This window comes from Mycobacterium sp. 23 (genome assembly GCF_048287075.1).
GTDB classification, from domain to species: Bacteria; Actinomycetota; Actinomycetes; order Mycobacteriales; family Mycobacteriaceae; genus Mycobacterium; species Mycobacterium gordonae_B.
Genome location: NZ_JBLVUX010000005.1, coordinates 1,822,773 through 1,846,404 on the forward strand (window position 1 = coordinate 1,822,773; position 23,632 = coordinate 1,846,404).

A 23,632-nucleotide genomic window follows, 5' to 3' on the forward strand; every position below is an offset into this window, starting at 1 on the left:
CGGGCGCCGTCACCTTCCGCGGCGTTGCGCTGGCAGGATGTTTCACATGGGCGGCGCACACGGGGATGTCGGGCTGATCATCGCCGTGAAGCGTTTGGCCGCCGCCAAGACCAGGCTGGCTCCGGTCTTCTCGGCCCCGACGCGTGAGAGTGTGGTCCTGGCCATGCTGGTCGACACGTTGTCCGCGGCAACCCGGGTGAGTTCGTTGCACTCGATCACGGTCATCACGCCCGACGACGTCGCCGCGGCCGCGGCCACCGAGCTCGGCGCCCAGGTGCTGGCGGACCCGACGGCGCCGGACGATCCCGACCCGCTGAACAGCGCGGTCAGCTCCGCAGCGGGTGCGGTCGACGTCCCGAATGTTGTTGTCCTGCAGGGCGATCTGCCCGCGTTGCAAACCCAGGAGCTCACCGAGGCCATCTCGGCGGCACGACACCACGAGCGCAGCTTCGTCGCGGACCGGCTGGGCACCGGCACCGCGGTGCTGTGCGCGTTCGGGACCTCGCTCGACCCGCGATTCGGCCCGGATTCCGCAGCGCGACACCGTCGTTCGGGCGCGATCGAATTGACCGGCGCCTGGCCCGGGCTGCGTTGCGACGTCGACACACCAGCCGACCTGGCGGCCGCCCGCCAGCTCGGGGTGGGCCCGGCGACCGCACGCGCCATCGCGCATCGCTCCGCGCGGTGAACCGGGCCGCCAGGTGAATGCCAGCCCAACGGCACATGGATCTCTGCTGACTGCTGGCCGCATCGCCGGGTGATAGGCAATGATCGCAGGGTGACCGAAATCGAAGCCACCCCAGAGGCAGAGGCACGTCCCGACGAGCACGCTTGGCACCCTGGCGACTCGGCTCCCACGGCCCCTCCGGCCGCGACTCCCGCGGCGATCATCGACGCGCTGCCGGAAGAGCGCTACCTCAACCGGGAACTGAGCTGGCTCGACTTCAACGCCCGCGTGCTGGCACTGGCCGACGACAATTCGATGCCGCTGCTCGAGCGCGCGAAGTTCCTGGCCATCTTCGCCTCCAACCTGGACGAGTTCTACATGGTCCGGGTCGCGGGTCTCAAGCGGCGCGACGAGATGGGCCTGTCGGTGCGCTCCGCGGACGGACTGACCCCGCGCGAGCAACTGCGGCGCATCGGCGAGCAGACCCAACAGATCGCCAGCCGGCAGGCGCGCGTGTTCCTCGATTCGGTACTGCCCGCGCTCGAGGAGGAAGGCATCTACATCGTCACGTGGGCCGACCTCGATGAGGCTGAGCAAGAGCGCTTGTCGACCTATTTCCACGAGCAGGTCTTCCCCGTTCTCACGCCGTTGGCGGTGGACCCGGCCCACCCCTTCCCCTTCGTGAGCGGGCTGAGCCTGAACCTGGCCATCACCGTCAAGCAGCCCGAGGACGGCACCCAGCATTTCGCGCGGGTGAAGGTGCCCGACAACGTGGACCGGTTCGTCGAACTGGACGCCAAGGACGACGACGGCGAAGACCAGGTGGCCGTGCGGTTCCTGCCGATGGAGGAGTTGATCGCGGCCTTCCTTCCGGTGCTCTTCCCCGGTATGGAAATCGTGGAGCACCATGCGTTTCGGATCACCCGCAACGCCGACTTCGAGGTGGAAGAGGACCGGGACGAGGACCTGTTGCAGGCGCTGGAGCGGGAGCTGGCGCGACGCCGGTTCGGGTCCCCGGTACGGCTCGAAGCATCCGACGACATGACCGAGAGCATGCTGGAGCTGCTGCTGCGCGAGCTCGACGTGCATCCCGGTGATGTCATCGAAGTGCCTGGGCTGCTGGATTTGTCGTCGCTGTGGCAGATCTACGGCATCGACCGGCCGGCGCTGAAGGACCGGGCCTTCGTGCCCGCCACCCACCCCGCCTTCGCGGAGCGGGAGACGCCCAAGAGCATCTTCGCCACGCTGCGCGAAGGCGACGTGCTGGTGCACCATCCCTACGACTCGTTCTCGACGAGCGTGCAGCGGTTCGTCGAACAGGCTGCGGCAGATCCGAATGTGCTTGCCATCAAACAGACGCTCTACCGCACCTCCGGGGATTCCCCGATCGTGCGGGCATTGATCGACGCCGCCGAAGCCGGAAAACAAGTTGTGGCAATGGTTGAGATCAAAGCGCGCTTCGACGAGCAGGCCAACATCCGTTGGGCGCGAACCCTTGAGCAGGCGGGCGTGCACGTCGTCTACGGGTTCGTCGGACTCAAGACGCACTGCAAGACCTGCCTGGTGGTGCGTCGTGAAGGTCCCATCATCCGACGGTACTGCCACGTCGGAACCGGCAACTACAACGGCAAGACGGCGCGACTGTACGAGGACGTGGGCCTGCTGACCGCCGACCCCAACATCGGTGCGGACCTGACCGACCTCTTCAACACGCTGACCGGTTACTCGCGAAAGCTGACCTACCGCAACCTGTTAGTGGCCCCGCACGGCATCCGCACCGGGATCATCGAGCGCGTCGAACGGGAGGTCGAGGCCCATCGTCGCGGCAACGACGCGCGGATCCGGCTCAAGATGAACGCACTGGTCGACGAGCAGGTCATCGACGCGCTCTATCGGGCATCGCAGGCCGGGGTGCGGGTCGAGGTGGTGGTGCGCGGTATCTGCGCGCTGCGCCCGGGCACCGAAGGCCTTTCCGAAAACATCACAGTCCGCTCGATTCTCGGCCGGTTCCTGGAACATTCGCGCATTCTGCATTTCAACGCCATCGACGAATTCTGGATCGGCAGCGCCGACATGATGCACCGCAACCTGGACCGCCGCGTCGAGGTCATGGCACAGGTCAAGGACCCGCGTTTGACAGCGCAACTCGACGAGCTGTTCGAGTCCGCATTGGACCCGTCCACCCGGTGCTGGGAGCTCGGGTCCGACGGGCAGTGGACGGCGTCGCCGCAGGAAGGCGAGAGCGTCCGCGACCACCAGGCTTCGCTCATGGAACGGCACCGCAGCCCGTAGTCCAGTGGTGTCCTCCGGGGCCACCTCCACCAGCATGAGCCACCTGGCCGAATTGACCTGCAGGAGTGAAGGTGTCGATCCAGAACTCGTCGGACCGTCGACGCCCCGGAGACCGGGTCGTCTACGCAGCCGGCGCGGTGTTGTGGCGGTCCGGTAAGGGCAACCCGACGAAATCGCTCGAGATCGCCGTCATTCACCGACCCCGGTATGACGACTGGTCGCTGCCCAAGGGCAAGGTCGACCCCGGCGAGACCGCAGCGGTCGCCGCCGTACGCGAGGTGCTCGAGGAGACCGGCCACCACAGCCATCTCGGCCGTTGCCTGACCACCATCACGTACCCGATCGACCAGGGCATCAAGCGGGTGCACTACTGGGCCGCGCGCAGCACCGGAGGCACCTTCGCCCCCGGACACGAGGTCGACGAGTTGATCTGGCTGCCGGTCGCCGACGCCATGAAGAAGCTCGACTACGCGCCGGATCGAAAGGTCCTGCGCCGGTTCGTCAAACAGCCGCCGGACACCAAGACCGTGTTGGTGGTGCGGCACGGTACCGCGGGCAGCAAGTCACGCTATCGCGGCGACGACACCAAACGGCCGTTGGACAAGAAGGGCCGCGCCCAGGCCGAGGCGCTGGTGGGTCAGTTGCTGGCATTCGGCGCCGACCGGGTGTACGCGGCCGATCGGGTGCGGTGCCACCAGACGGTGGAACCGCTGGCCGCCGAGTTGGGTGTCGATATTCACAACGAGCCCAACCTGACCGAGGAGGCGTACGCCAAGAACCCCAAGCGCGGCCGGCAGCGGGTTCTGCAAATCGCCGAACGGGCCGGAACGCCCGTGATCTGCACGCAGGGGAAGGTGATTCCGGACCTGATCGCGTGGTGGTGCGAACGCGACGGAGTGCGTCCCGACAAGTCGCGCAACCTCAAAGGCAGCACCTGGGTGCTGTCGCTGTCGGCGGGCCGGCTGATCGCCGCCGACCACATCGGCGGCGCGCTGGCCGCCAACGTGCGCGCCTGACAAGCGAATACCCTCCGAGGGCATCGCTGCCCGCCGGAGGGTATCTGCTTGATTTGACTACTTGCGGCCGCGCCGTGTGCTCGCAGCCTTCTTGGCCGGAGCCTTCTTGGCCGGAGCCTTGGTCGCCGCCTTCTTGGCCGGAGCCTTGGTGACGGCCTTCTTGGCCGGAGCCTTGGTCACGGCCTTCTTGACCGGGGCTTTGGTGGCGGCCTTCTTGGCCGGAGCCTTCGTGGCAGCCTTCTTGGCCGGAGCCTTGGTCGCGGCCTTCTTCGCGGCCGGGGCCTTGGTGGCAGCCTTCTTGGCCGGAGCCTTGGTGGCAGCCTTCTTGGCCGGAGCCTTGGTGGCGGCCTTCTTGGCGGGGGCCTTCTTGGCCGTCGTCTTCTTGGCCGCGCTGGCAACCACGCCGCGCTTCACTGCGGGTCCTTCGGCCGGGAGCTTTTGTGCGCCAGCCACAACCGCTTTGAACTGAGCTCCCGGACGGAATGCCGGAACAGACGTCGGCTTGACTTTCACCGTTTCGCCGGTGCGCGGGTTGCGGGCTACGCGAGCCGCGCGGCGACGCTGTTCGAAGACGCCGAAACCGGTAATCGTGACGCTGTCACCCTTGTGGACCGCGCGCACAATCGTGTCGACGACATTCTCGACGGCGGCGGTCGCCTGCCGACGGTCTGAGCCCAATTTCTGTGTGAGCACATCTATGAGCTCTGCTTTATTCATCCAACCCTCCGAGGCCAGTGGTCCTCTTTTGGAACCGACTAGTGCACTACGGTAAACCCTCAACTGGCAAATTGCCAAGAGCCACGCGCAATTTCAGCCCGCTATTGCTGCCGGAAAGTCGCCATTTCGGCAATCCGATTGCCGCCCTTGGTCGCTGGCGCCACCGCGAAATGCCCCCGGATCGGCGCGCAAATTCCGCGCCGTTCCGTGCTTCAGGAGGCCGGCAAAGTGCGCGGTTTCCAGGCCGGGCGGGCCGCCTCGAAAGCTTCGATTTCGTCGAGTTTCTGCAGCGTAAGGGCTATATCGTCGAGTCCGTTCAGCAGCCGGAACGCGGTGTGATCGTCAATCCTGAACGGCAGCACCGCCGTTCCCGCGGTGACGTTTCGATCTTGAAGATTGACAGTGATTTCCAGCCCTGGGCTCTGCTCGATCAGCTTCCAGAGAAGTTCGACACCATCCTGGTCGACCTCGGCCGCCAACAACCCCGCCTTGCCGGCGTTGCCGCGAAAGATGTCGCCGAACCGGGACGAGATAACCACCCGGAATCCGTAATCCATCAGCGCCCAGACCGCGTGCTCACGCGAGGATCCGGTGCCGAAATCCGGTCCGGCGACCAGAACCGACCCGCGGTCAAAGGGGCTGAGGTTGAGCACGAATGACGGATCCGACCGCCAGCTCGCGAACAAGCCATCCTCGAAACCGGTTCGGGTTACCCGCTTCAGGTAGACCGCGGGAATGATCTGATCGGTATCGACATTCGACCGGCGCAGCGGTACGCCGATGCCGGTGTGGGTGTCAAAGGCTTCCATGCTGTTCCCCTAATTCTCAATGTGAATTCAAGTCGGCTAGTTCAAATCTGCCGGCGCGGAAAGCTTGCCGCGCACCGCGGTAGCTGCGGCGACGGCCGGCGAAACAAGGTGCGTGCGACCACCCTTGCCCTGCCGCCCTTCGAAATTGCGGTTGGACGTCGCGGCGCAACGCTCGCCGGGCGCAAGCTGATCGGGATTCATTCCCAGGCACATCGAGCAACCCGCCTGCCGCCATTCCGCGCCGGCGGCGGTGAAAATCTCGCCGAGCCCTTCGGCTTCCGCCTGCGCGCGAACCCGCATCGAACCCGGAACCACAAGCATCCGCACACCGTCGGCAACCTTGTGACCACGCAAAACGTCGGCCACGACCCGCAAATCCTCGATCCGGCCGTTGGTGCACGACCCCACGAAGACGGTGTCGACCGCGATGTCGCGCATCGCCATCCCCGGCTGAAGGTCCATGTACGCCAACGCTTTCTCGGCGGCCTGGCGCTGCGCGTCATCGGTCATCAACTCCGGATCTGGCACGGTGGCACCCAGTGGCACCCCCTGTCCGGGGTTGGTTCCCCAGGTGACGAACGGGGTGAGGGACGCCGAGTCGAGGTGCACCTCGGTATCGAAAACCGCTCCGGGATCAGTACGCAGCTGCTGCCAATAGGCCAGCGCCGCGTCCCAGTCCGCACCGGTCGGCGCATGCGGCCGACCGCGTAAGAATTCAAAAGTGGTGTCGTCCGGGGCGACCATGCCGGCCCGCGCGCCGGCCTCGATGCTCATGTTGCAGATCGTCATCCGGCCTTCCATGGACAGCGATTCGATGGCGCTGCCGCGGTATTCGATGACGTGACCCTGGCCGCCGCCGGTCCCGATCTTGGCGATCAGCGCCAGAATGACGTCCTTCGCCGTGACCCCCGGCGGCAATGCACCGTCGACGTTGACCGCCATCGTCTTGAACGGGCGCAGCGCCAGCGTCTGGGTGGCGAGCACATGTTCGACCTCAGAAGTGCCGATGCCCATGGCGATTGCGCCGAATGCGCCGTGGGTGGAGGTGTGAGAATCCCCACACACGATCGTCATTCCGGGTTGAGTGAGACCCAATTGCGGACCGACCACATGCACGATGCCCTGTTCGATGTCGCCCATCGGGTGTAGCCGGACACCGAATTCGGCGCAGTTGTGCCGCAGCGTCTCGACCTGCGTGCGGGACACCGGGTCGGCGATCGGCTTGTCGATGTCGACGGTCGGCACGTTGTGGTCTTCGGTGGCGATCGTCAGATCGGTCCGCCGCACCGGCCGGCCGGCCAGTCGCAAGCCGTCGAACGCCTGCGGACTGGTGACCTCGTGCACCAGGTGCAGATCGATGTAGATCAGGTCCGGCGCCTCGTCGCCGCCGGACACCACAACGTGGTCGTCCCAGACCTTCTCGGCCAACGTGCGCGGCCGGCCGGCGCCGGGGTCGTGCGTCTGCGATGCCATCTTCAACTCGATTCGTCAGTTCGCGGCTCGCCGATCGGTCCGGAGTGTGATCTCACGATGCGAGACGCTAGTATCTTCTTGTGAGACAGCATAGCGGCATCGGCGTCCTGGACAAAGCGGTCGGCATCCTGCACGCGATCGCGGAATCGCCCTGCGGGCTGGCCGAACTCTGCGAACGCACCGGCCTGCCCAGGGCCACCGCCTACCGCCTGGCCGCCGCGCTGGAGGTACACCGCCTGGCCGGCCGCGACGAGGACGGCCGGTGGCGTCTCGGGCCCGCCGTCACCGAACTCGCGTCGTACGTCAGCGACCCACTGCTGGCCGCCAGCGCCTCGGTGCTGCCTCAGTTGCGGGAGACCACGGGGGAAAGCGTCCAGTTGTACCGCCGGGAGGGCACTTCGCGAATCTGCATCGCCGCCCTGGAACCACCTGCGGGGCTTCGCGATACGGTCCCGGTCGGCGCCCGGCTGCCGATGACCGCCGGATCCGGGGCCAAGGTGCTGCTGGCCTTTTCCGACGCCGCTACCCAGAAAGCGGTGCTGCCCAAGGCGATGTTCACCGACCGGGTGCTCGCCGAAGTCCGCAAACGTGGCTGGGCGCAAAGCGTCGCCGAGCGCGAGCCGGGCGTGGCAAGCGTTTCGGCGCCGGTGCGTGACGGGCGCGGCGTGGTGGTCGCCGCCATCTCGGTGTCGGGGCCGATCGACCGGATGGGGCGGCGACCCGGCGCACGGTGGGCCGCCGACCTTCTGGCCGCCGCTGAGGCGCTGACGCGGCGGCTGTAATTTCTGCGCCGAGATTGCGTCCAGGGTCACTCACGGAGGCTTGAGCCGACCGTGAGCGCAAGCTCGGCGCCACCAGTGCAGAGGCGACGCATGGGCGCCTGACACACTGACGCCATGGGAACGAATCAGCGCGCGAGCATCGTCATGTCCGAGGCCGAAATCACCGACTTCGTCAACAGCAGCCGCACCGGAACCCTGGCGACCATCGGGCCCGACGGACAGCCGCACCTGACGGCGATGTGGTACGCGGTGGTGGACGGCGAGATCTGGCTGGAGACCAAGGCCAAGTCGCAGAAGGCGGTGAACCTGAAACGCGACCCGCGGGTCAGCTTCCTGCTCGAGGACGGCGACACCTACGACACCTTGCGCGGAGTGTCGTTCGAAGGCGTCGCCGAGATCGTCGACGACCCCGACGCGCTGCACCGCGTCGGCGTCAGCGTGTGGGAGCGCTACACGGGCCCCTACAGCGACGACATGAAGCCGTTCGTGGACCAGATGATGAACAAGCGGGTAGGGGTGCGCATCGTGGGCCGGCGCAGCCGGTCGTGGGATCACCGCAAACTGGGTCTGCCCAGCATGCCGGTGGGTGGTACCACGGCGCCGGCCGCAAAGGGCGGCGCTGAGTGATATGCAGCCGCCCAAAGGCGGCGCTCAGTGATTTTGTAGCCCCGATGGGATTCGAACCCACGCTACCGCCGTGAGAGGGCGGCGTCCTAGGCCGCTAGACGACGGGGCCGGACATGATCCGAGCAGTCAGCATAGCCCAACCCGGATACCCCACCTAATCACGCGAGCAGGCGGAGCTTTGCTGGGGTACCAGGACTCGAACCTAGAATGGCTGAACCAGAATCAGCTGTGTTGCCAATTACACCATACCCCATTCGAGACTTAAAACCGCTGGTCAGAGCCCATTTCCCGGGTTCGCTACCCGCGTCCTGGCACCGCTGGATCCAGCCGTCCTATGCCTTTGAAGCCGCAGTGCACACTACCAAAGACTTGCGGCACGCTACGCACGCCTACTGTGTGGCGACGTGCGCGCGCGCCGAGCGCAACCGGCCCAGGGTGCGATCTCGGCCCAGCAGCTCCAGTGACTCGAACAACGGCGGGCTGATCGTGGTGCCCGTGGCGGCCACCCGGATCGGTCCGAAGGCCTTGCGCGGCTTGAGCGCCAGCCCGTCGATCAGAGCGCTTTTCAGCGCCCCTTCGATGTGCTCCGTCGTCCAGTCCGTGATCCCGTCGAGCGCCGTGATGGCGGCGTCGAGCACCGGGGCGGCGTCCGGACCCAGCTCCTTGGCGGCGGCCTTGGGATCGAGGGCGTACTCGTCGTCGTTGAAGAATTTCAGCAATTCCCAGGCGTCCCCGAGCACCACGATGCGGGTCTGCACCAATTCGGCGACGGTCTTGAACGCCGACTCTTCCAAGTCAACTCGGTGGCCGTGGGTTTCCAGGTAGTCGCGCAGCCGGGCGGTGAAGTCGTCGAGGGCCAGCCGCCGGATGTGCTCGGCGTTGATGGCGTCGGCCTTCTTCTGGTCGAAGCGAGCCGGGTTGGAGGTGACGTTGACCACGTCGAAAGCGGCGACCATCTCGTCGAGGCTGAACAGGTCGTGGTCGTCCGCGATGGACCAGCCAAGCAGCGCAAGGTAATTCAACAGACCCTCGGGGATGAACCCGCGGTCGCGGTGCAGGAACAGGTTCGACTGCGGGTCACGCTTGGACAGCTTCTTGGTCCCCTCCCCCAATACCGGCGGGAAGTGACCGAATTCCGGGATGCGCTCGGCAACCCCGATCCGGATCAAGGCCTGATACAACGCGATCTGGCGTGGGGTCGACGGCAGCAGGTCCTCACCGCGCAGCACGTGCGTGATCTTCATCAACGCGTCGTCGCACGGATTGACCAAGGTGTACAACGGATCCCCGCTGGCGCGGGTCAACGCGAAGTCGGGCACGGTGCCCGCCGCGAAGGTGGTGGTGCCGCGCACCAGGTCTTCCCACGCGAGGTCGGTGTCCGGCATCCGCAACCGGACCACGGGCCGGCGCCCCTCTGCCAGAAACGCCGCGCGCTGCGAGTCGGTCAGCTGACGGTCGAAGTTGTCGTAGCCGAGTTTGGGATTGCGTCCGGCGGCCACGTGCCGGGCCTCCACCTCTTCCGGTGTCGAGAACGCGTAGTAGGCCTCGCCCGCCTCGAGTAGCCGTGTCACGACGTCGCGGTAGAGCTCGCGGCGTTGCGACTGCCGGTACGGGGCGTAGGGTCCGCCCACTTCGGGTCCCTCGTCCCAGTCCAGCCCGAGCCAGCGCAGGGCGTCGAGCAGTGCCAGATAGCTTTCCTCGCTGTCCCGTTCGGCGTCGGTGTCCTCGATGCGAAAGACGAAGGTGCCGCCGGTGTGCCGGGCGTAGGCCCAGTTGAACAGCGCGGTGCGGATCATCCCCACGTGCGGGATGCCGGTGGGAGACGGGCAGAACCGAACCCGGACGTGCTCTGCGTTGGTCACGACTTTCCTTTGCGGACAACGGGATTGGTGAGAGTGCCGATACCCTCGACGGCGACCGAGACGGTGTCGCCGTCCTCGATCGGCCCGACTCCCGCCGGGGTTCCGGTGAGAATGAGATCGCCTGGCAGCAGGGTCATTACCGCCGAGATCCACTCGATGATGGCGCCGACGTCGTGGATCATCAGCGAGGTGCGGGCGTCCTGTTTGACTTCACCGTTGACCTCAGTGCGCAGGGCCAGGTCGCCGGGGTCCAGATCCGTGACGATCCACGGGCCGACCGGACAGAACGTGTCGTGCCCCTTGGCTCTGGTCCACTGTCCGTCGGATTTCTGCTGGTCGCGGGCCGAGACGTCGTTGCCGATGGTGTAACCGAGGATGTTGTCGGCGGCTTGGGCGGCGCTGACGTCCTTGCAGGCCCGGCCGATCACCACCGCCAGCTCACCCTCGAAGTGCACGGGTGATGCGTTGGCGGGCAGGCGAATCGGCACGTTGGGTCCGATGATCGCGGTGTTGGGCTTGAGGAAGATCACCGGGTCGGCAGGGGCCTGGCCACCCATCTCGGCGATGTGGTCGGCGTAGTTCTTGCCGATGCAGACCACCTTGCTGGCCAGTATCGGGGCCAGCAACCGGACGTCGGCCAGTGGCCAGGACCGGCCGGTGAAGGTCGGTGTGCCGAACGGATGCTCGGCGATTTCGCGGACCGTCAGGCTGTCGGGGCTGTCCAGGTCTCCTTCGATGCTGACAAAAGCGACACCGTCTGGGCTGGCGATTCGTCCAAGGCGCATTCGGATGAGCCTATCTGGTCCGCCCAGGCTGCAAATTTGCAGGGAAAGTGCGAGTGGCGCGCGCCAGATCTGCCGGCTCGACGACACAGCGGCGACCGGAACGACGCCGTTGCTGTGCAAGCATTAACGAATGCCTCGGGATCCGGCCAGTGCGGTGGCACGCTGGTCGATCGTGGCGGTCTCGCTGGTCGCGACCACCAGCTCTTTCCTCTTCATCAACGGCATCGCCTTCCTGATCCCCCGGTTGGAGGCGGCGCGCGGAACGCCACTCGCCCAGGCGGGGCTGCTGGCGTCGATGCCCAGCTGGGGCATGGTCGTCACCCTGGTCGCCTGGGGCTATGTGCTGGACCGCGTCGGCGAGCGCGTCGTGTTGACCGCCGGCTCGGCCTTGACGGCGCTGGCGGCCTACGCCGCCGCTTCGGTTCAATCGCTGGTGCTGATGGGCGTTTTCCTGTTCCTCGGCGGGATGGCCGCCGCCAGTTGCAACACCGCCGGCGGCCGGTTGGTGTCGGGTTGGTTTCCGCCCGAGCAGCGCGGCCTGGCGATGGGCTTCCGGCAGACCGCCCAACCGCTCGGAATCGCTCTGGGCGCCTTGGTGATTCCCGAGCTGGCCGAGGACGGCGCACACGCGGGTTTGATGTTCCCGGCGGTGATGTGTGCCATCGCGGCGGTGGTCAGCGTCTTCGGAGTGGTCGACCCGCCACGCAAATCCCGCCGCACGGCCACCCACGCGGAACTGGCCAGCCCCTACCGCGGTTCGAACGTGTTGTTGCGAATTCACGCGGCCTCGGCGTTGCTGATGATGCCGCAGACGGTGACGGTCACCTTCATGCTCGTCTGGCTGATCAACGAGCATCACTGGTCGGTCGCGGCAGCCGGTGGTCTGGTGACCATTTCGCAGCTGATCGGCGCGGTCGGCCGCATCATGGTCGGTCGGTGGTCCGATCGCGTCGGCTCGCGAATGCGCCCGGTCCGCATCATCGCCCTCGCGGCCGCGCTGGCCCTGCTCCTGCTGGCCCTGAGCGACCGTGTCGGTTCCCGATTCGACGTGATGTTGATGATCACCGCCTCGGTGCTGGCGGTGCTCGACAACGGGCTGGAGGCCACCGCCATCACCGAATTCGCCGGACCGTACTGGAGTGGACGCGCGCTGGGCACCCAGAACACCACGCAGCGGTTGATGGCCGCGGCCGGACCGCCGATGTTCGGTGCGTTGATCAGCGCGGCCGCTTACCCGCTGGCCTGGGGCCTGTGCGCGCTGTTCCCCCTGGCCGCGGTGCCCCTGGTGCCGACCCGGGTGCTGCCGCCGGGCCTGGAGACTAGAGCCCGGCTGCAATCCGTTCGCCGACAACGCTGGTGGCAGGCCGTTCGTCCCCGCGAGTTGCCAGGTAGGCCGCGCGACCGTCGTGTGCGGCGAGACGACCAAACTGCCACGACACCGCCGGGTTGAGCGGAGTTTGTAGGCCCGCGTTTGCGCTGCGTAAACCGTCACTTAAGGGGACTGCTGTAACCATCAGCCGGTGCCAGCGGAATTACACAACAGCAGACGGCACTGGGTGATGCTGGGTGTCTCGCTTATGGCCACCCTGTGTGCCACGGTGTTTGTCAAAGGAATCGCCTTCCTCATCCCCGTCTTGGATCGTGAACACGATGTTTCCCTTGCCGGGGCCGCTCTAATGTCTGCCCTACCCGGTGCCGGAATGCTGGTGACTCACATCGGCTGGGGTTATCTGCTGGACCGGACAGGCGAGCGAACCGTACTGACGACGGGTCTGGCGTTGACGGCTTGCGCCGCGTTCGGCGCCGCAACGGTGCCACCCTCCGGTTGGCCGCAGGCACTATGCCTATTCGTCGGCGGCATGTCTGCGGCCAGTGTCTACACTGCCAGCGGTCCACTGGTGACGGGTTGGTTTCCGCCGCACCAACGCGGCCTGGCGATGGGGATCCGCCAGACCGCACCGCCGCTCGGGGTTGCCATGGCCGCTATGGTTCTGCCGGAGCTCGGTGACCGGAGTCTGTCGAGCGCGTTCGTCTTCTGTGCCACGCTCTGCGGCTCGGCCGCCCTGTTATGCGCCGTCACAGTCCGCAACCCCGCCTGGCCGGAGACGACGGACGCTTGCCGAGATGCCAGCGTCGGTCCCTATCGCGGTACGTCCGTGCTTTGGCGCATCCATCTCGCATCAGCACTGCTGATGGTGCCGCAGACAGTGGTCTTCACGTTCATGCTGGTGTGGTTGATCGAGGCGCGCGGTTGGTCAGTCGCAGCAGCGGGCGCCGTCGTCAGCGTGTCACAGCTTCTCGGAGCAGTGGGCCGCATCGTCGTCGGTCGATGGTCTGACCGGATCGGCTCGCGCACCTCGCCAATCCGCAGGATCGCGGCGTCCGCTGTCGTCGTCCTGCTGTTTACGGCACTCACGGATCTGCTGCAGTCGCCATTCGCGGTCCCGCTCATGGTGGCCGCGTCCGTGATCACCAGCCTCGACAACGGCTTGGCTTTCACGGCTATTGCGGAATTCGCCGGCCGACACTGGAGCGGACGGGCAATGGCGACGCAGAACACCACGCAGACCATTGCCGCGGCAGCGGGACCGCCGGTGTTCGGCGAGGTGATCGAGTTGGCGGGATATCCGTTGGCGTTCGCGGTCTGCGGGCTGTTTCCCTTGCTGGCACTCCCGATCGTGCCGCTGCATACCGGGCGCCGACAGGCCAGACACACCTCGCCGAGTGATGCGCGAACCCAGCGGCCCGACCTGGACCCTCAGGCAGCCTAGAGCCCGGCTGCAATCCGTTCGCCGACAACGCTGGTGGGAGGCCGTTCGTCCCCGCGAGTTGCCAGGTAGGCCGCCACCGCACGGTCGACGCGGGCAGCCGCCTCGTCCTCGCCTAGATGGGCCAGCAGCAACGCCACCGACATGATCGCCGCGGTGGGATCGGCGATGCCCTGTCCGGCGATGTCGGGAGCGCTGCCGTGCACCGGCTCGAACATCGACGGGTTGGTGCGCGTCGCGTCGATATTGCCGCTGGCGGCCAGGCCGATTCCGCCACACACGGCCGCGGCCAGGTCGGTGATGATGTCGCCGAACAGGTTGTCGGTGACGATCACGTCGAATCGTCCGGGGTCGGTGGCCAGGAAGATCGTCGCCGCGTCGACGTGCTGGTAGGCGACCTCGACGTCGGGATACTGCTCGCCGATCTCCTGCACGGTCCGCAGCCAGAGTCCCCCGGCGAAGGTCAGCACATTGGTCTTGTGCACCAGGGTGAGGTGGTTGCGGCGCTTACGAGCCCGCTCGAAAGCGTCTTTGACCACCCGGCGCACGCCGAACGCGGTGTTGACACTCACCTCGGTCGCCACCTCGTGGGGGGTGCCGACGCGGATCGCGCCGCCGTTTCCGGTGTACGGCCCCTCGGTCCCTTCGCGCACCACGACGAAGTCGATGTCGGGGTTTCCGGCCAACGGGCTGGTCACTCCCGGATACAGCCGGGCCGGGCGCAGGTTGACGTGGTGGTCGAGCTCGAAACGCATGCGCAGCAACAATCCCCGCTCCAGCACGCCGCTGGGGACCGACGGGTCACCTATGGCACCGAGCAGGATCGCGTCGTGCTGGCGCAACTCGGGGACCACCGATTCCGGCAGCACCTCGCCGGTCGCGTGGAAGCGCCGCGCGCCCAGGTCGTATTCGGTTTTCTCCACCCCGGGCAGGACGGCGTCGAGGACCTTGAGGGCCTCGGCGATGACTTCCGGGCCGATCCCGTCGCCGGCGATGACGGCGAGCTTCGTCACGAGAAATCAACCACTTCAAGCTTGTTCGCGCCTACCGACTCGGTGATCGCCGAGCGCACGTCGGCCGGCACGTCCTGGTCGAGGCGCAGGACGACGGTGGCGCTCGGGCCCTCGGTGTCCTCGGACAGCTGCGCCGCCTGGATGTTCACCCCCGCCGCGCCGAGCAGCGTCCCGATCTTGCCCAGGGCGCCGGGTTGGTCGGCATAGTTGATCACCAGGTTGATGCCCTCGGCGCGCAGGTCGTAGCTGCGGCCGTTGATCTGGACGATCTTCTCGACGAGCTGTGGCCCGGTCAGCGTGCCCGCGACGTTGACGACCGAGCCGTCGGCGCCGACGGCGCGCACGTCCACAACGCTGCGGTGGTTTGGGCTTTCGGTGGCCTTGCCGATCTCGGCGGTGACGCCGCGCTCGGCGGCCAGCGCCGGGGCGTTCACAAAGGTGACGGGCTCGTCGATGACGGCGGAGAACAGACCGCGCAGCGCCGACAGCTTCAGCACCTCTACGTCCTCGGCCGCAAGCTCTCCGCGCACCTGTACCGACAGCGACGCGGGGAACTCGTCGGACAACGCTGAGGCCAGGACGCCGAGCTTGCGCACCAGGTCCAGCCACGGCGCCACTTCCTCGTTGACCACGCCGCCGCCGATGTTGACGGCGTCCGGAACGAACTCGCCGGCCAGCGCAAGCCGCACGCTCTCGGCGACGTCGGTGCCGGCCCGGTCCTGCGCCTCGGCGGTCGAGGCGCCCAGGTGCGGTGTGACGACCACCTGGGGCAGCTCGAACAGCGGGCTGTCGGTGCAGGGTTCGGTGGCGAACACGTCCAGGCCCGCGCCGCGCACGTGGCCGCTGGTGATGGCCTCGGCCAGGGCGGCTTCGTCGATCAGGCCGCCGCGGGCCGCGTTGACGATGATGACGCCGGGCTTGGTCTTGGCCAGCGCCTCTTTGCCGATCAACCCGGCCGTCTCCGGCGTCTTGGGCAGGTGAACCGAGATGAAGTCGGCGCGGGCCAGCAGCTCGTCCAACGGCAGCAGTTCGATGCCCAGCTGGGCGGCGCGGGCATGCGACACGTACGGGTCATAGGCGACCAGGTGGGCGCCGAAGGCGGCGATCCGCTGGGCGACCAGCTGGCCGATGCGGCCCAGGCCGACCACGCCGACGGTCTTGCCGAAGATCTCGGTGCCCGAGAATTTGGAGCGCTTCCAGGTGTGCTCGCGCAGCGTGGCGTCGGCGGCTGGGATCTGGCGGGACGCGGCCAGCAGCAGGGCGATCGCGTGTTCGGCGGCGCTGTGAATGTTGGAGGTGGGGGCGTTGACCACCAGCACGCCACGGGCGGTGGCGGCGTCGACGTCGACGTTGTCCAGTCCGACCCCGGCGCGGGCGACGATCTTGAGCTTGGGGGCCGCGGCGAGCACCTCGGCGTCGACCGTGGTGGCCGAGCGGACCAGCAGTGCGTCGGCCTCGGGCACCGCGGCCAGCAGCTTTTCCCGGTCTGGCCCGTCTACCCAGCGCACCTCGACCTGGTCTCCCAGGGCGGCGACGGTCGATTGGGCGAGTTTGTCGGCGATCAATACAACAGGCAAGTTCACGCGGACAGCGTAGTCGGGGATCGCGAGCGCGGCGGAGCCGGGCGAAGCGGGTCCCCGCCATCGGACCCCGCGGGGATCGCGAGCGCGGCGGAGCCGGGCGAAGCGGGTCCCCGCCATCGGACCCCGCGGGGATCGCGAGCGCGGCGAAGCCGGACGAAGCGGGTCCCCGCCATCGGACCCCGCGGGGATCGCGAGCGCGGCGGAGCCGGGCGAAGCGGGTCCCCCGCCATCAGACCCCGCGGGGATCGCGAGCGCGGCGAAGCCGCTGCCGCACATCACTCGGGCCAATCCCTTAACCACAACCGGCGCCGCTGAGTACGATCCGGCCGTGTCCTCCCCTGTCCTCCCGGCGATCTGCGTCAACATGATCGTCCGCAACGAGGCGGCGATCATCCGACAAACCCTTGACGAGATCGCGCAGTACATCAGTGCATGGGTGATCGTGGACACCGGCTCCGACGACGGGACCCAGGCCGTCATCCGCGATCACATGGCCCGTCTTGGCATTCCCGGTGAGCTCCACGAGCGACCGTGGCGCGATTTCGGGCACAACCGGTCCGAGGCGTTGGACCTCGCCCAGGGCCATGGTGACTACATCTGGGTCCTCGACGCCGACGACAAGGTGGTAGGCAACCTCGATTTCGGCCACTTGGGCAAAGATCTCTACCAACTCCGGTACGGCGAAACCTCTGACATCTGCTGGCGGCCGAACCTCTTTCGCGACGGATTGCCGGTCCGCTACGAAGGCGTGGTCCACGAATACGTCATGGTGGACTCCGATTTCAGTCACGACCGCCTCGAAGGTGACTACTACATCGATTCTCGCCGTCTCGGAGCGCGCAACCAGAATCCGCAGCAGAAGTTCGAGAGCGACCGCGACCTGCTGCTGGCCGAGATCGAACGCAATCCCGATGATGCGCGGTCGGTATTCTATCTGGCGCAAAGTTACTTCGACTTGGGCGATTTCGAGAATGCCCGCACGTGGTATCAGCGCCGCGTCGACATGGGCGGGTGGGCCGAGGAGACCTACCAATCGATGTACCGCGTCGCGGAGTCGATGTGGTCGATGGGTGCGCCCTGGCCGGAAGTACAGGACGCCTACCTACGGGCTTGGGAGTTCCGGCCGACTCGCGCGGAACCCTTGTACGCCATCGCTTATCGCTACCGTCTCGACGAGCGTTACCGGCTCGGCTATCTATTCGCCAAGCATGCCGCCGAGATCCCGTTCCCCGCTGAGGACACCTTGCTTGTCGCTGCGGATACCTACACCTGGGGCGCGCTCGACGAGGCGGCTGTCTGCGCATCGTGGATCGGCAAGCACGCCGAGGCGATCGAACTCTGGCGGCGCATCCTGGCCAAGCCCGCCATTCCCGACGACGATCGGCAGCGAATCACCAACAACTGCGACAACAGTGCCCCGAATACTTTCGAAGCGGCCGCGTCTTACCCTGGTGAGCTTGCGCTGCACCTGCCGGGCCGCCGCCGCGACGCCGAGGTGGTGCTCAGCCTGGTCGCGGGGCCGGATCGTGACGGCATCAAAAGCACTGAGGTGACCCTGAACTCACTTCTGAACTGCTGCACCGACATGTGGCGGATCGGACGCTTTCTGGTGCTCGACGCCGGCCTGCCTGTGGCCGATCGCGCGGTACTGCTGGAGCGGTATCCGTTTCTGGAGTTCTGTCCAATCACCGCCGGAGAGTCTGCGGGAGCCCTTCTTTCGCAGATCCGAGACCAGATCTACGGACGGTTCTGGCTGCACCTGGGACACGGCGGGCAGTTCTACGCCCGGGAGCACTTGATCACCCGCCTGACGAGCGTATTCGAGGCCGAGGAGAACGTGTACCAGGTGGCGGTCAACTTCGCCGACGCGGACACACTCATCGGTGCGAGCGCGCCCGACGAGATCGTCTCCCGCGCACCCGGCGCCGGACGCTATGTGCTCGGCGAGCAAGCGGCGTACGGCCCGGCGATGTTCGACACCGCCCGGCTCGATCGCGTCGGGGGTTTCCGTGCCGATGACCGCGATCCGCTCGCCGCACTTGGCTTCCGAGCCGCCGCGGCCGGGTTCGCGACCGCCAGCCTCGATGAGGTGTTGTGCCTCAATACGGCGTCGCCGAATCCTGTCGCCCCACGACTGAACCGCGACACACCCACGCAGAGCTAGGATCTCGCCGTGCCCGACGCTGTGCGCGCCCGCCCCGCGATCTGCCTCAACATGATCGTGCGCAACGAGGCTCATATCGTCCACGAAGTGCTTGACGTGGTAGCCCCGCACATCAGTTCGTGGGTCATCGTCGACACCGGCTCCGACGACGGTACCCAAGACCTGGTCCGCAACCAGATGGCCCGACTTGGCATCCCAGGAGAGCTTCACGAACGACCCTGGCGCAACTTCGGCCACAACCGGTCTGAGGCTCTGACCCTAGCCCAAGGCCATGGCGACTACATCTGGGTCATGGACGCCGACGACACCATCGAAGGCACGATCGACTTCAGCGGACTCGGCGCCGACATCACCTGGCTGCGGTGCCGAGACTCAGACACCAACACTTTTTGGCGACCACAGCTATTCCGTGACGGGCTGCCGGTCCGCTACGAAGGCGTTGTACATGAGTACGTGACGGACGACGTGAGCTTCCGCCACGACCGATTGGACGGCGACTACCACGTCGAATCTCGTCGACTCGGCGCGCGCAACAGCGACCCGAATCGCAAGCACGCCCGCGACCGAGATCTGCTGCTTGCCGAGGTCGAACGCAGTCCCAACGATTCTCGGTCCGTCTTTTATCTCGCCCAGAGTTACTTCTGCATGAGCGATTACGCCAACGCGCGAAAGTGGTATGAGCGCCGTGCCGAGATGGGGGGTTGGGATGAAGAGGTCTTCTACTCGCTGTTGCGGGTCGCGGCGTCGATGGCGGAACTCGGCGAGCCGTGGGCTGAGGTACAGCACAGTTACCTGAAGGCTTGGGAATACCGGCCGAGCCGGGCCGAGCCCCTCTATGCCATCGCGCGGTGGTACTGCAGGCAGCAGCGCTATCAACTTGGCTATATGTTTGCCAAGCGCGCTGCCGAGATCCCCTACCCCGAAGACGACATCGTCTTCGTCGCCGCCGATATCTACCATTGGCGCGCGCTCGACGAGCAGGCGGTGTGCGCGTCCTGGATTAACGAGAAGCCTCGCGCGTTCGCGCTCTGGCGGCGGGTGCTGGCCCGGCCTGACATCCCCGCCGATGACCGAAAACGGATGGCGGCCAACCTCGACGTGTGTGCGCCGCCGATGATCGAGGCGGCTTCTCGTTACCCGGAGGCCTTGGCGCAAAGCCTCTTTGCCGGTCCGCGCGACACCGAGGTCAGCGTCAGCCTGGTCGCCGGCCCGGATCCCGCCGGCACCGATCTGACCCTGAACTCATTCCTGAACTGCTGCACCGACGTGTCGCGGGTCGGACGGTTCTTGGTAATCGATGCCGGCCTGTCAGCCGCGGAACGGGCCAACCTCCTTGAGCGCTATGGGTTTCTCGAGTTCACCGATGCCGCCCCCGGCAGCGGGCCGGGCGCCCATCTCGCCTACCTGCGCGCTCAGATCCACGGACGGTTCTGGCTGCACCTCGGACAGGGCTGGCAATTCTACGCACCCGAAGACTTCATCGCCCGACTCAACGCGGTGCTCGAAGCCGAACCACGAGTGTTCCAGGTGGCGATCAACTTCGGCGATGCCAGCACGCTGAGGGGTGCCAGCGCGACGGAGGACACGGTGAGCCGAGCGCCCGGCGCCGGACGCTATGTGCTGGGCGGGCACGTGGCGCACGGCCCGGCGATGTTCGACACGGCCCGACTCGACCGCGCCGGGGGTTTCCGTGCCGATGACCCCGATCCGCTCGCCGCACTGGGCCGGCGAGCCGCCGCGTCCGGGTTCGCGACCGCCAGCCTCGATGAGGTGTTGTGCATCACGTCCGGCCTGCGGTAGTTGCGGGATTTCCTTGAACGACGTTCGTCGGCTGTAATTCACAGATGGACGTCACCGTCGTCGGCAGCGGGCCCAACGGGCTCGCCGCAGCCGTCATCTGTGCCCGCGCGGGATTGAAAGTGCAGGTCCTCGAGGCACAGCCCACCTTCGGCGGCGGAGCGCGCAGCGCGGCCGATGTCGAATTCCCGGGAGTGCTGCACGACATCTGCTCGGCGGTGCACCCACTGGGCTATGCGTCGCCGTTCTTCGCCGAGTTCGATCTGTCCGCGCGCGGAGTCGTTTTGGCGGTCCCGGAGATTTCCTATGCCAACCCACTGCCGGGCCGGCCGGCGGCGATCGCGTATCGCGACCTGGAGCGGACTTGCGCCGAGTTGGATGACGGCGCGGCATGGCGGCGCTTCCTCGGCCCACTGGTGTCGAACTCCGATGCGGTGGTCGCGTTCCTACTAGGGGACAAACGTTCGGTGCCCACGTCATTGGTCCCCGTCGTTCGCCTCGGGCTGCGCCTGCTGACCCAGGGCACCCCGGCGTGGGCCGCGTTGCGCGGTGATGATGCCCAGGCTTTATTCACCGGCGTTGCCGCCCATGCGATTACGCCGTTACCTTCGCTGGCCTCCGCGGGTGCGGGGCTCATGCTCTCCACACTCGCCCATTCCGTTGGCTGGCCGATACCGGTGGGCGGGACCCAGCGGATCTCGGACGCCCTGATCGCCGATCTGCGTGCGCATGGGGGCGAACTGACGTCGGGTGTAGAGGTCGACTCCCCGCCCGAAGGTGTGGCCATTTTCGACACCTCCCCGACGACACTGCTGCGCGTATACCGCGACACGATTCCCGGTAATTACGCCAAAGCGTTGCAGCACTATCGATTCGGATCGGGAGCGGCCAAGGTCGATTTCGTCCTCAGCGACGAGATCCCGTGGACGGACCCGCGGCTCAAGCAGGCGCCGACCCTGCATCTCGGAGGGACGCGCCCGGAGATGGCGCGGGCCGAAGCCGACATCGCCGCCGGACGTCACGCGCCAATGCCGATGGTGCTCGCCTCCCTGCCGCACCTTGTCGATCCCGGCCGGATCGACGCCGACGGTCACCGCCCGTTCTGGACGTACGCGCATGTGCCGGCAGGATCGACAGAGGACGCAACTGAGGCCGTTACCGCCGTCGTCGAGCGGTTCGCTCCCGGGTTCCGCGACATAGTGGTGGCGGTACGCAGTGTGCCCGCCGCACGGATGGCCGAGCACAACGCCAACTACGTCGGGGGGGACATCGCCGTGGGCGGGGCCTCGGTGCTACGCGCGACGTTGGGCCCCACGCCGCGGCTAAATCCTTGGAGCACACCGATTCCCAAGGCCTATCTGTGTTCGGCTGCCACCCCGCCCGGCGCCGGGGTGCACGGCATGGGCGGCTATTACGCCGCGCGCACGGCGTTGCGGCGCGAATTCGGCATCAAAGAGCTGCCTAAGCTGAGCCCATGACGAAACTCGCGATCATCTACTACTCCGCCACGGGCCACGGCACCTCCATGGCGCAACGTGTCGCCGCGGCGGCCGAAGCCGCGGGCGCCGAAGTCCGGGTCCGCCACGTCGCCGAAACCCGCGACCCGGCGTCGTTCGCGCACAACCCGGCCTGGACGGCAAATTACGAGGCGACCAAGGATCTTCCGGCCGCAGCCGGTGAGGACATCGAGTGGGCCGACGCGGTGATCTTCGGCTCCCCCACCCGCTTCGGTTCGGTCGCTTCGCAGTTGCGGGACTTCCTGGACGGGCTCGGCGGACTGTGGGCCGCAGGAAAGCTCGCCGACAAGGTGTATGCCGGCTTCACATCCTCGAACACTTTGCACGGCGGTCAGGAGACCACGCTGTTGACGCTCTACGTCACGCTGATGCACTTCGGCGGCATCATCGTGCCGCCCGGATACACCGACCCGTCTAAGTTCGTCGACGGCAACCCCTATGGGGCGAGCCTGGTTTCGACGCACGACAACATCAACGAGTTCGACTCGGCCACGGGTGACGCCCTCGATCACCTGGCGCGCCGGGTGGTTCAGACCGCCGGGCGGCTGAGCGCCTGATGCCCGCGCGACACTGAACCCACGCACACGACACGCCGCGGAAGGTGTGCCAGGATTCAGTCTGGACGAGGCCGGCCTGAGGCAGCCCCGCGAAGAGACGCAAAAGCCCCTTGGAACGCGCGTTCCAAGGGGCTTTTGCGTCTGCTCGGCCTATTAGGCCGTTTCGGTGATGGGCCGGTCGACCCAGCTCATCAGGTCGCGCAGCTTCTTACCGGTGACCTCGATAGGGTGCTCGGCGTTCTCCTTGCGCAACTGCTCGAGCTGCTTGTTGCCGCCCTCGACGTTGGCCACCAACTTCTTGACGAAGTCGCCATTCTGGATGTCGCGCAGGATTTCCCGCATCCGCTCCTTGGTGCCGGCGTCGATGACGCGCGGACCCGACAGGTAGCCGCCGAACTCCGCGGTGTCGGACACCGAGTAGTTCATCCGGGCGATGCCGCCCTCGTACATCAGGTCGACGATCAGCTTGAGCTCGTGCAGCACCTCGAAGTACGCCATCTCCGGCGGGTAACCCGCCTCGACCATGACGTCGAAGCCGGTCTTCACCAATTCCTCAGTGCCACCACACAACACGGCCTGCTCACCGAACAGGTCGGTCTCGGTCTCGTCCTTGAACGTGGTCTTGATGACGCCGGCGCGGGTGCCGCCGATGGCCTTGGCGTAGGACAACGCCAGCGCCTGGCCGTTGCCCGTCGGGTCCTGCTCGACGGCGATCAGCGCCGGCACGCCCTTGCCGTCGACGAACTGACGGCGCACCAGGTGGCCGGGGCCCTTGGGAGCGACCATCGCGACGGTGACGTCGGCCGGCGGCTTGATCAGGCCGAAGTGGATGTTGAGCCCGTGCCCGAAAAACAGGGCGTCACCGGCCTTCAGGTTGGGCTCGATGTCGTTGGTGAAGATCTCGGCCTGCGCCGTGTCCGGGGCCAGCAGCATGATGACGTCGGCCCACTTGGCCACCTCGGCCGGGGTGTCGACCTCGAGGCCCTGCTCCTCGACCTTGGCACGGGACTTCGAGCCCTCTTTCAGCCCGACCTTCACCTCGACGCCGGAGTCACGCAGGCTCAGCGAGTGCGCGTGGCCCTGGCTGCCGTAACCGATCACGCCGACCTTGCGGCCCTGGATGATCGACAGATCTGCGTCGTCGTCGTAGAACATCTCTAATGCCTGCGGCACGGGTATTACTCCTTCTTGTTAAACAGCTAG

The 23,632-nt window shown here is 66.7% G+C and carries 19 protein-coding genes and 2 tRNA genes; 11 read left to right on the forward strand and 10 right to left on the reverse strand.

Annotated elements, in window-relative coordinates; all coding sequences use genetic code 11:
- Nucleotides 1-46: 46 nt before the first annotated feature.
- The 3 genes from cofC (at nt 47) to ACNQS7_RS09260 (ending at nt 3,975) form a co-directional block, all read left to right on the forward strand.
- Nucleotides 47-688: a 2-phospho-L-lactate guanylyltransferase gene (gene cofC / locus ACNQS7_RS09250; protein WP_418012323.1), complete on the forward strand. Its 642-nt coding sequence runs from the start codon at nt 47-49 to the stop codon at nt 686-688.
- 69 nt (nt 689-757) lie between these two features.
- Nucleotides 758-2,959 (forward strand): RNA degradosome polyphosphate kinase, encoded by a 2,202-nt coding sequence (locus ACNQS7_RS09255; protein WP_418012324.1) that lies wholly within the window; start codon nt 758-760, stop codon nt 2,957-2,959.
- 71 nt (nt 2,960-3,030) lie between these two features.
- Nucleotides 3,031-3,975: an NUDIX hydrolase gene (locus tag ACNQS7_RS09260; protein WP_310785275.1), complete on the forward strand. Its 945-nt coding sequence runs from the start codon at nt 3,031-3,033 to the stop codon at nt 3,973-3,975.
- Between the two features lie 57 nt (nt 3,976-4,032).
- Here the strand turns inward: ACNQS7_RS09260 and ACNQS7_RS09265 are convergent, their stop codons facing one another.
- From ACNQS7_RS09265 to leuC, 3 genes are all read right to left on the reverse strand, one after another.
- Entirely contained in the window at nt 4,033-4,692 is a 660-nt protein-coding gene (locus tag ACNQS7_RS09265) for an HU family DNA-binding protein (protein WP_418012325.1), read from the reverse strand.
- Between the two features lie 212 nt (nt 4,693-4,904).
- Nucleotides 4,905-5,501 carry a 3-isopropylmalate dehydratase small subunit gene (gene leuD, locus ACNQS7_RS09270; RefSeq protein ID WP_055576489.1) on the reverse strand — a complete coding sequence of 199 codons (597 nt, stop codon included), beginning with the start codon at nt 5,499-5,501 and terminating at the stop codon, nt 4,905-4,907.
- Between the two features lie 36 nt (nt 5,502-5,537).
- Entirely contained in the window at nt 5,538-6,974 is a 1,437-nt protein-coding gene (gene leuC, locus ACNQS7_RS09275) for a 3-isopropylmalate dehydratase large subunit (protein ID WP_418012326.1), read from the reverse strand.
- 80 nt (nt 6,975-7,054) lie between these two features.
- Here leuC and ACNQS7_RS09280 point away from each other — a divergent pair, with 80 nt between their 5' ends.
- Both ACNQS7_RS09280 and ACNQS7_RS09285 read left to right on the forward strand, forming a co-directional pair.
- Nucleotides 7,055-7,756, forward strand: a complete 702-nt coding sequence (locus ACNQS7_RS09280) for an IclR family transcriptional regulator (RefSeq protein ID WP_055576487.1) — start codon at nt 7,055-7,057, stop codon at nt 7,754-7,756.
- A 114-nt stretch (nt 7,757-7,870) separates the two neighbouring features.
- Complete coding sequence (locus ACNQS7_RS09285) at nt 7,871-8,383, forward strand: PPOX class F420-dependent oxidoreductase (protein ID WP_418012327.1); 513 nt, start codon at nt 7,871-7,873, stop codon at nt 8,381-8,383.
- Nucleotides 8,384-8,419: 36 nt separating this feature from the next.
- On the opposite strand, the gene ACNQS7_RS09290 is transcribed toward ACNQS7_RS09285, so the two are convergent.
- The 4 genes from ACNQS7_RS09290 to ACNQS7_RS09305 all read right to left on the reverse strand — a co-directional run bounded on the left by ACNQS7_RS09290 (nt 8,420) and on the right by ACNQS7_RS09305 (nt 11,030).
- Nucleotides 8,420-8,492 (reverse strand) — tRNA-Glu (locus ACNQS7_RS09290).
- A 72-nt stretch (nt 8,493-8,564) separates the two neighbouring features.
- Nucleotides 8,565-8,636 (reverse strand) — tRNA-Gln (locus ACNQS7_RS09295).
- Nucleotides 8,637-8,772: 136 nt separating this feature from the next.
- Nucleotides 8,773-10,245: a glutamate--tRNA ligase gene (gene gltX / locus ACNQS7_RS09300; RefSeq protein ID WP_418012328.1), complete on the reverse strand. Its 1,473-nt coding sequence runs from the start codon at nt 10,243-10,245 to the stop codon at nt 8,773-8,775.
- The gene (locus ACNQS7_RS09305; protein WP_418012329.1) at nt 10,242-11,030 is read right to left on the reverse strand and encodes a fumarylacetoacetate hydrolase family protein; all 789 of its coding nucleotides are present in this window, start codon (nt 11,028-11,030) and stop codon (nt 10,242-10,244) included. The genes gltX and ACNQS7_RS09305 overlap by 4 nt, the downstream gene beginning before the upstream one ends.
- 130 nt (nt 11,031-11,160) lie before the next feature.
- On the opposite strand from ACNQS7_RS09305, the gene ACNQS7_RS09310 reads away from it, so the two are divergent.
- Nucleotides 11,161-12,480 (forward strand): MFS transporter, encoded by a 1,320-nt coding sequence (locus ACNQS7_RS09310; protein ID WP_418012330.1) that lies wholly within the window; start codon nt 11,161-11,163, stop codon nt 12,478-12,480.
- A 70-nt stretch (nt 12,481-12,550) separates the two neighbouring features.
- Complete coding sequence (locus ACNQS7_RS09315; RefSeq protein WP_418012331.1) at nt 12,551-13,801, forward strand: MFS transporter; 1,251 nt, start codon at nt 12,551-12,553, stop codon at nt 13,799-13,801.
- On the opposite strand, the gene ACNQS7_RS09320 is transcribed toward ACNQS7_RS09315, so the two are convergent.
- On the reverse strand, nt 13,798-14,811 hold the full coding sequence (locus ACNQS7_RS09320) for a 3-isopropylmalate dehydrogenase (protein ID WP_418012332.1): 1,014 nt from the start codon (nt 14,809-14,811) through the stop codon (nt 13,798-13,800). The two genes, ACNQS7_RS09315 and ACNQS7_RS09320, sit on opposite strands and share 4 nt — an antisense overlap.
- Nucleotides 14,808-16,394, reverse strand: a complete 1,587-nt coding sequence (serA, locus tag ACNQS7_RS09325; RefSeq protein WP_418012333.1) for a phosphoglycerate dehydrogenase — start codon at nt 16,392-16,394, stop codon at nt 14,808-14,810. Before serA ends, ACNQS7_RS09320 begins: the two co-directional genes overlap by 4 nt.
- A gap of 328 nt (nt 16,395-16,722) precedes the next feature.
- On the opposite strand from serA, the gene ACNQS7_RS09330 reads away from it, so the two are divergent.
- From ACNQS7_RS09330 to wrbA, 4 genes are read left to right on the forward strand one after another with little or no spacing between them, the layout of a single operon-like run.
- Nucleotides 16,723-18,558 (forward strand): glycosyltransferase, encoded by a 1,836-nt coding sequence (locus tag ACNQS7_RS09330; RefSeq protein WP_418012334.1) that lies wholly within the window; start codon nt 16,723-16,725, stop codon nt 18,556-18,558.
- A 9-nt stretch (nt 18,559-18,567) separates the two neighbouring features.
- Nucleotides 18,568-20,358, forward strand: coding sequence for a glycosyltransferase (locus ACNQS7_RS09335; protein WP_418012335.1), 1,791 nt, complete (start codon nt 18,568-18,570; stop codon nt 20,356-20,358).
- A 44-nt stretch (nt 20,359-20,402) separates the two neighbouring features.
- Nucleotides 20,403-21,833, forward strand: a complete 1,431-nt coding sequence (locus tag ACNQS7_RS09340) for a phytoene desaturase family protein (protein WP_418012336.1) — start codon at nt 20,403-20,405, stop codon at nt 21,831-21,833.
- Complete coding sequence (wrbA, locus tag ACNQS7_RS09345; protein ID WP_418012337.1) at nt 21,830-22,429, forward strand: NAD(P)H:quinone oxidoreductase; 600 nt, start codon at nt 21,830-21,832, stop codon at nt 22,427-22,429. Before ACNQS7_RS09340 ends, wrbA begins: the two co-directional genes overlap by 4 nt.
- A 153-nt stretch (nt 22,430-22,582) precedes the next feature.
- Here wrbA and ilvC read toward each other — a convergent pair whose 3' ends face one another.
- Nucleotides 22,583-23,584 carry a ketol-acid reductoisomerase gene (ilvC, locus tag ACNQS7_RS09350; protein WP_310786695.1) on the reverse strand — a complete coding sequence of 334 codons (1,002 nt, stop codon included), beginning with the start codon at nt 23,582-23,584 and terminating at the stop codon, nt 22,583-22,585.
- Between the last annotated feature and the right edge of the window lie 48 nt (nt 23,585-23,632).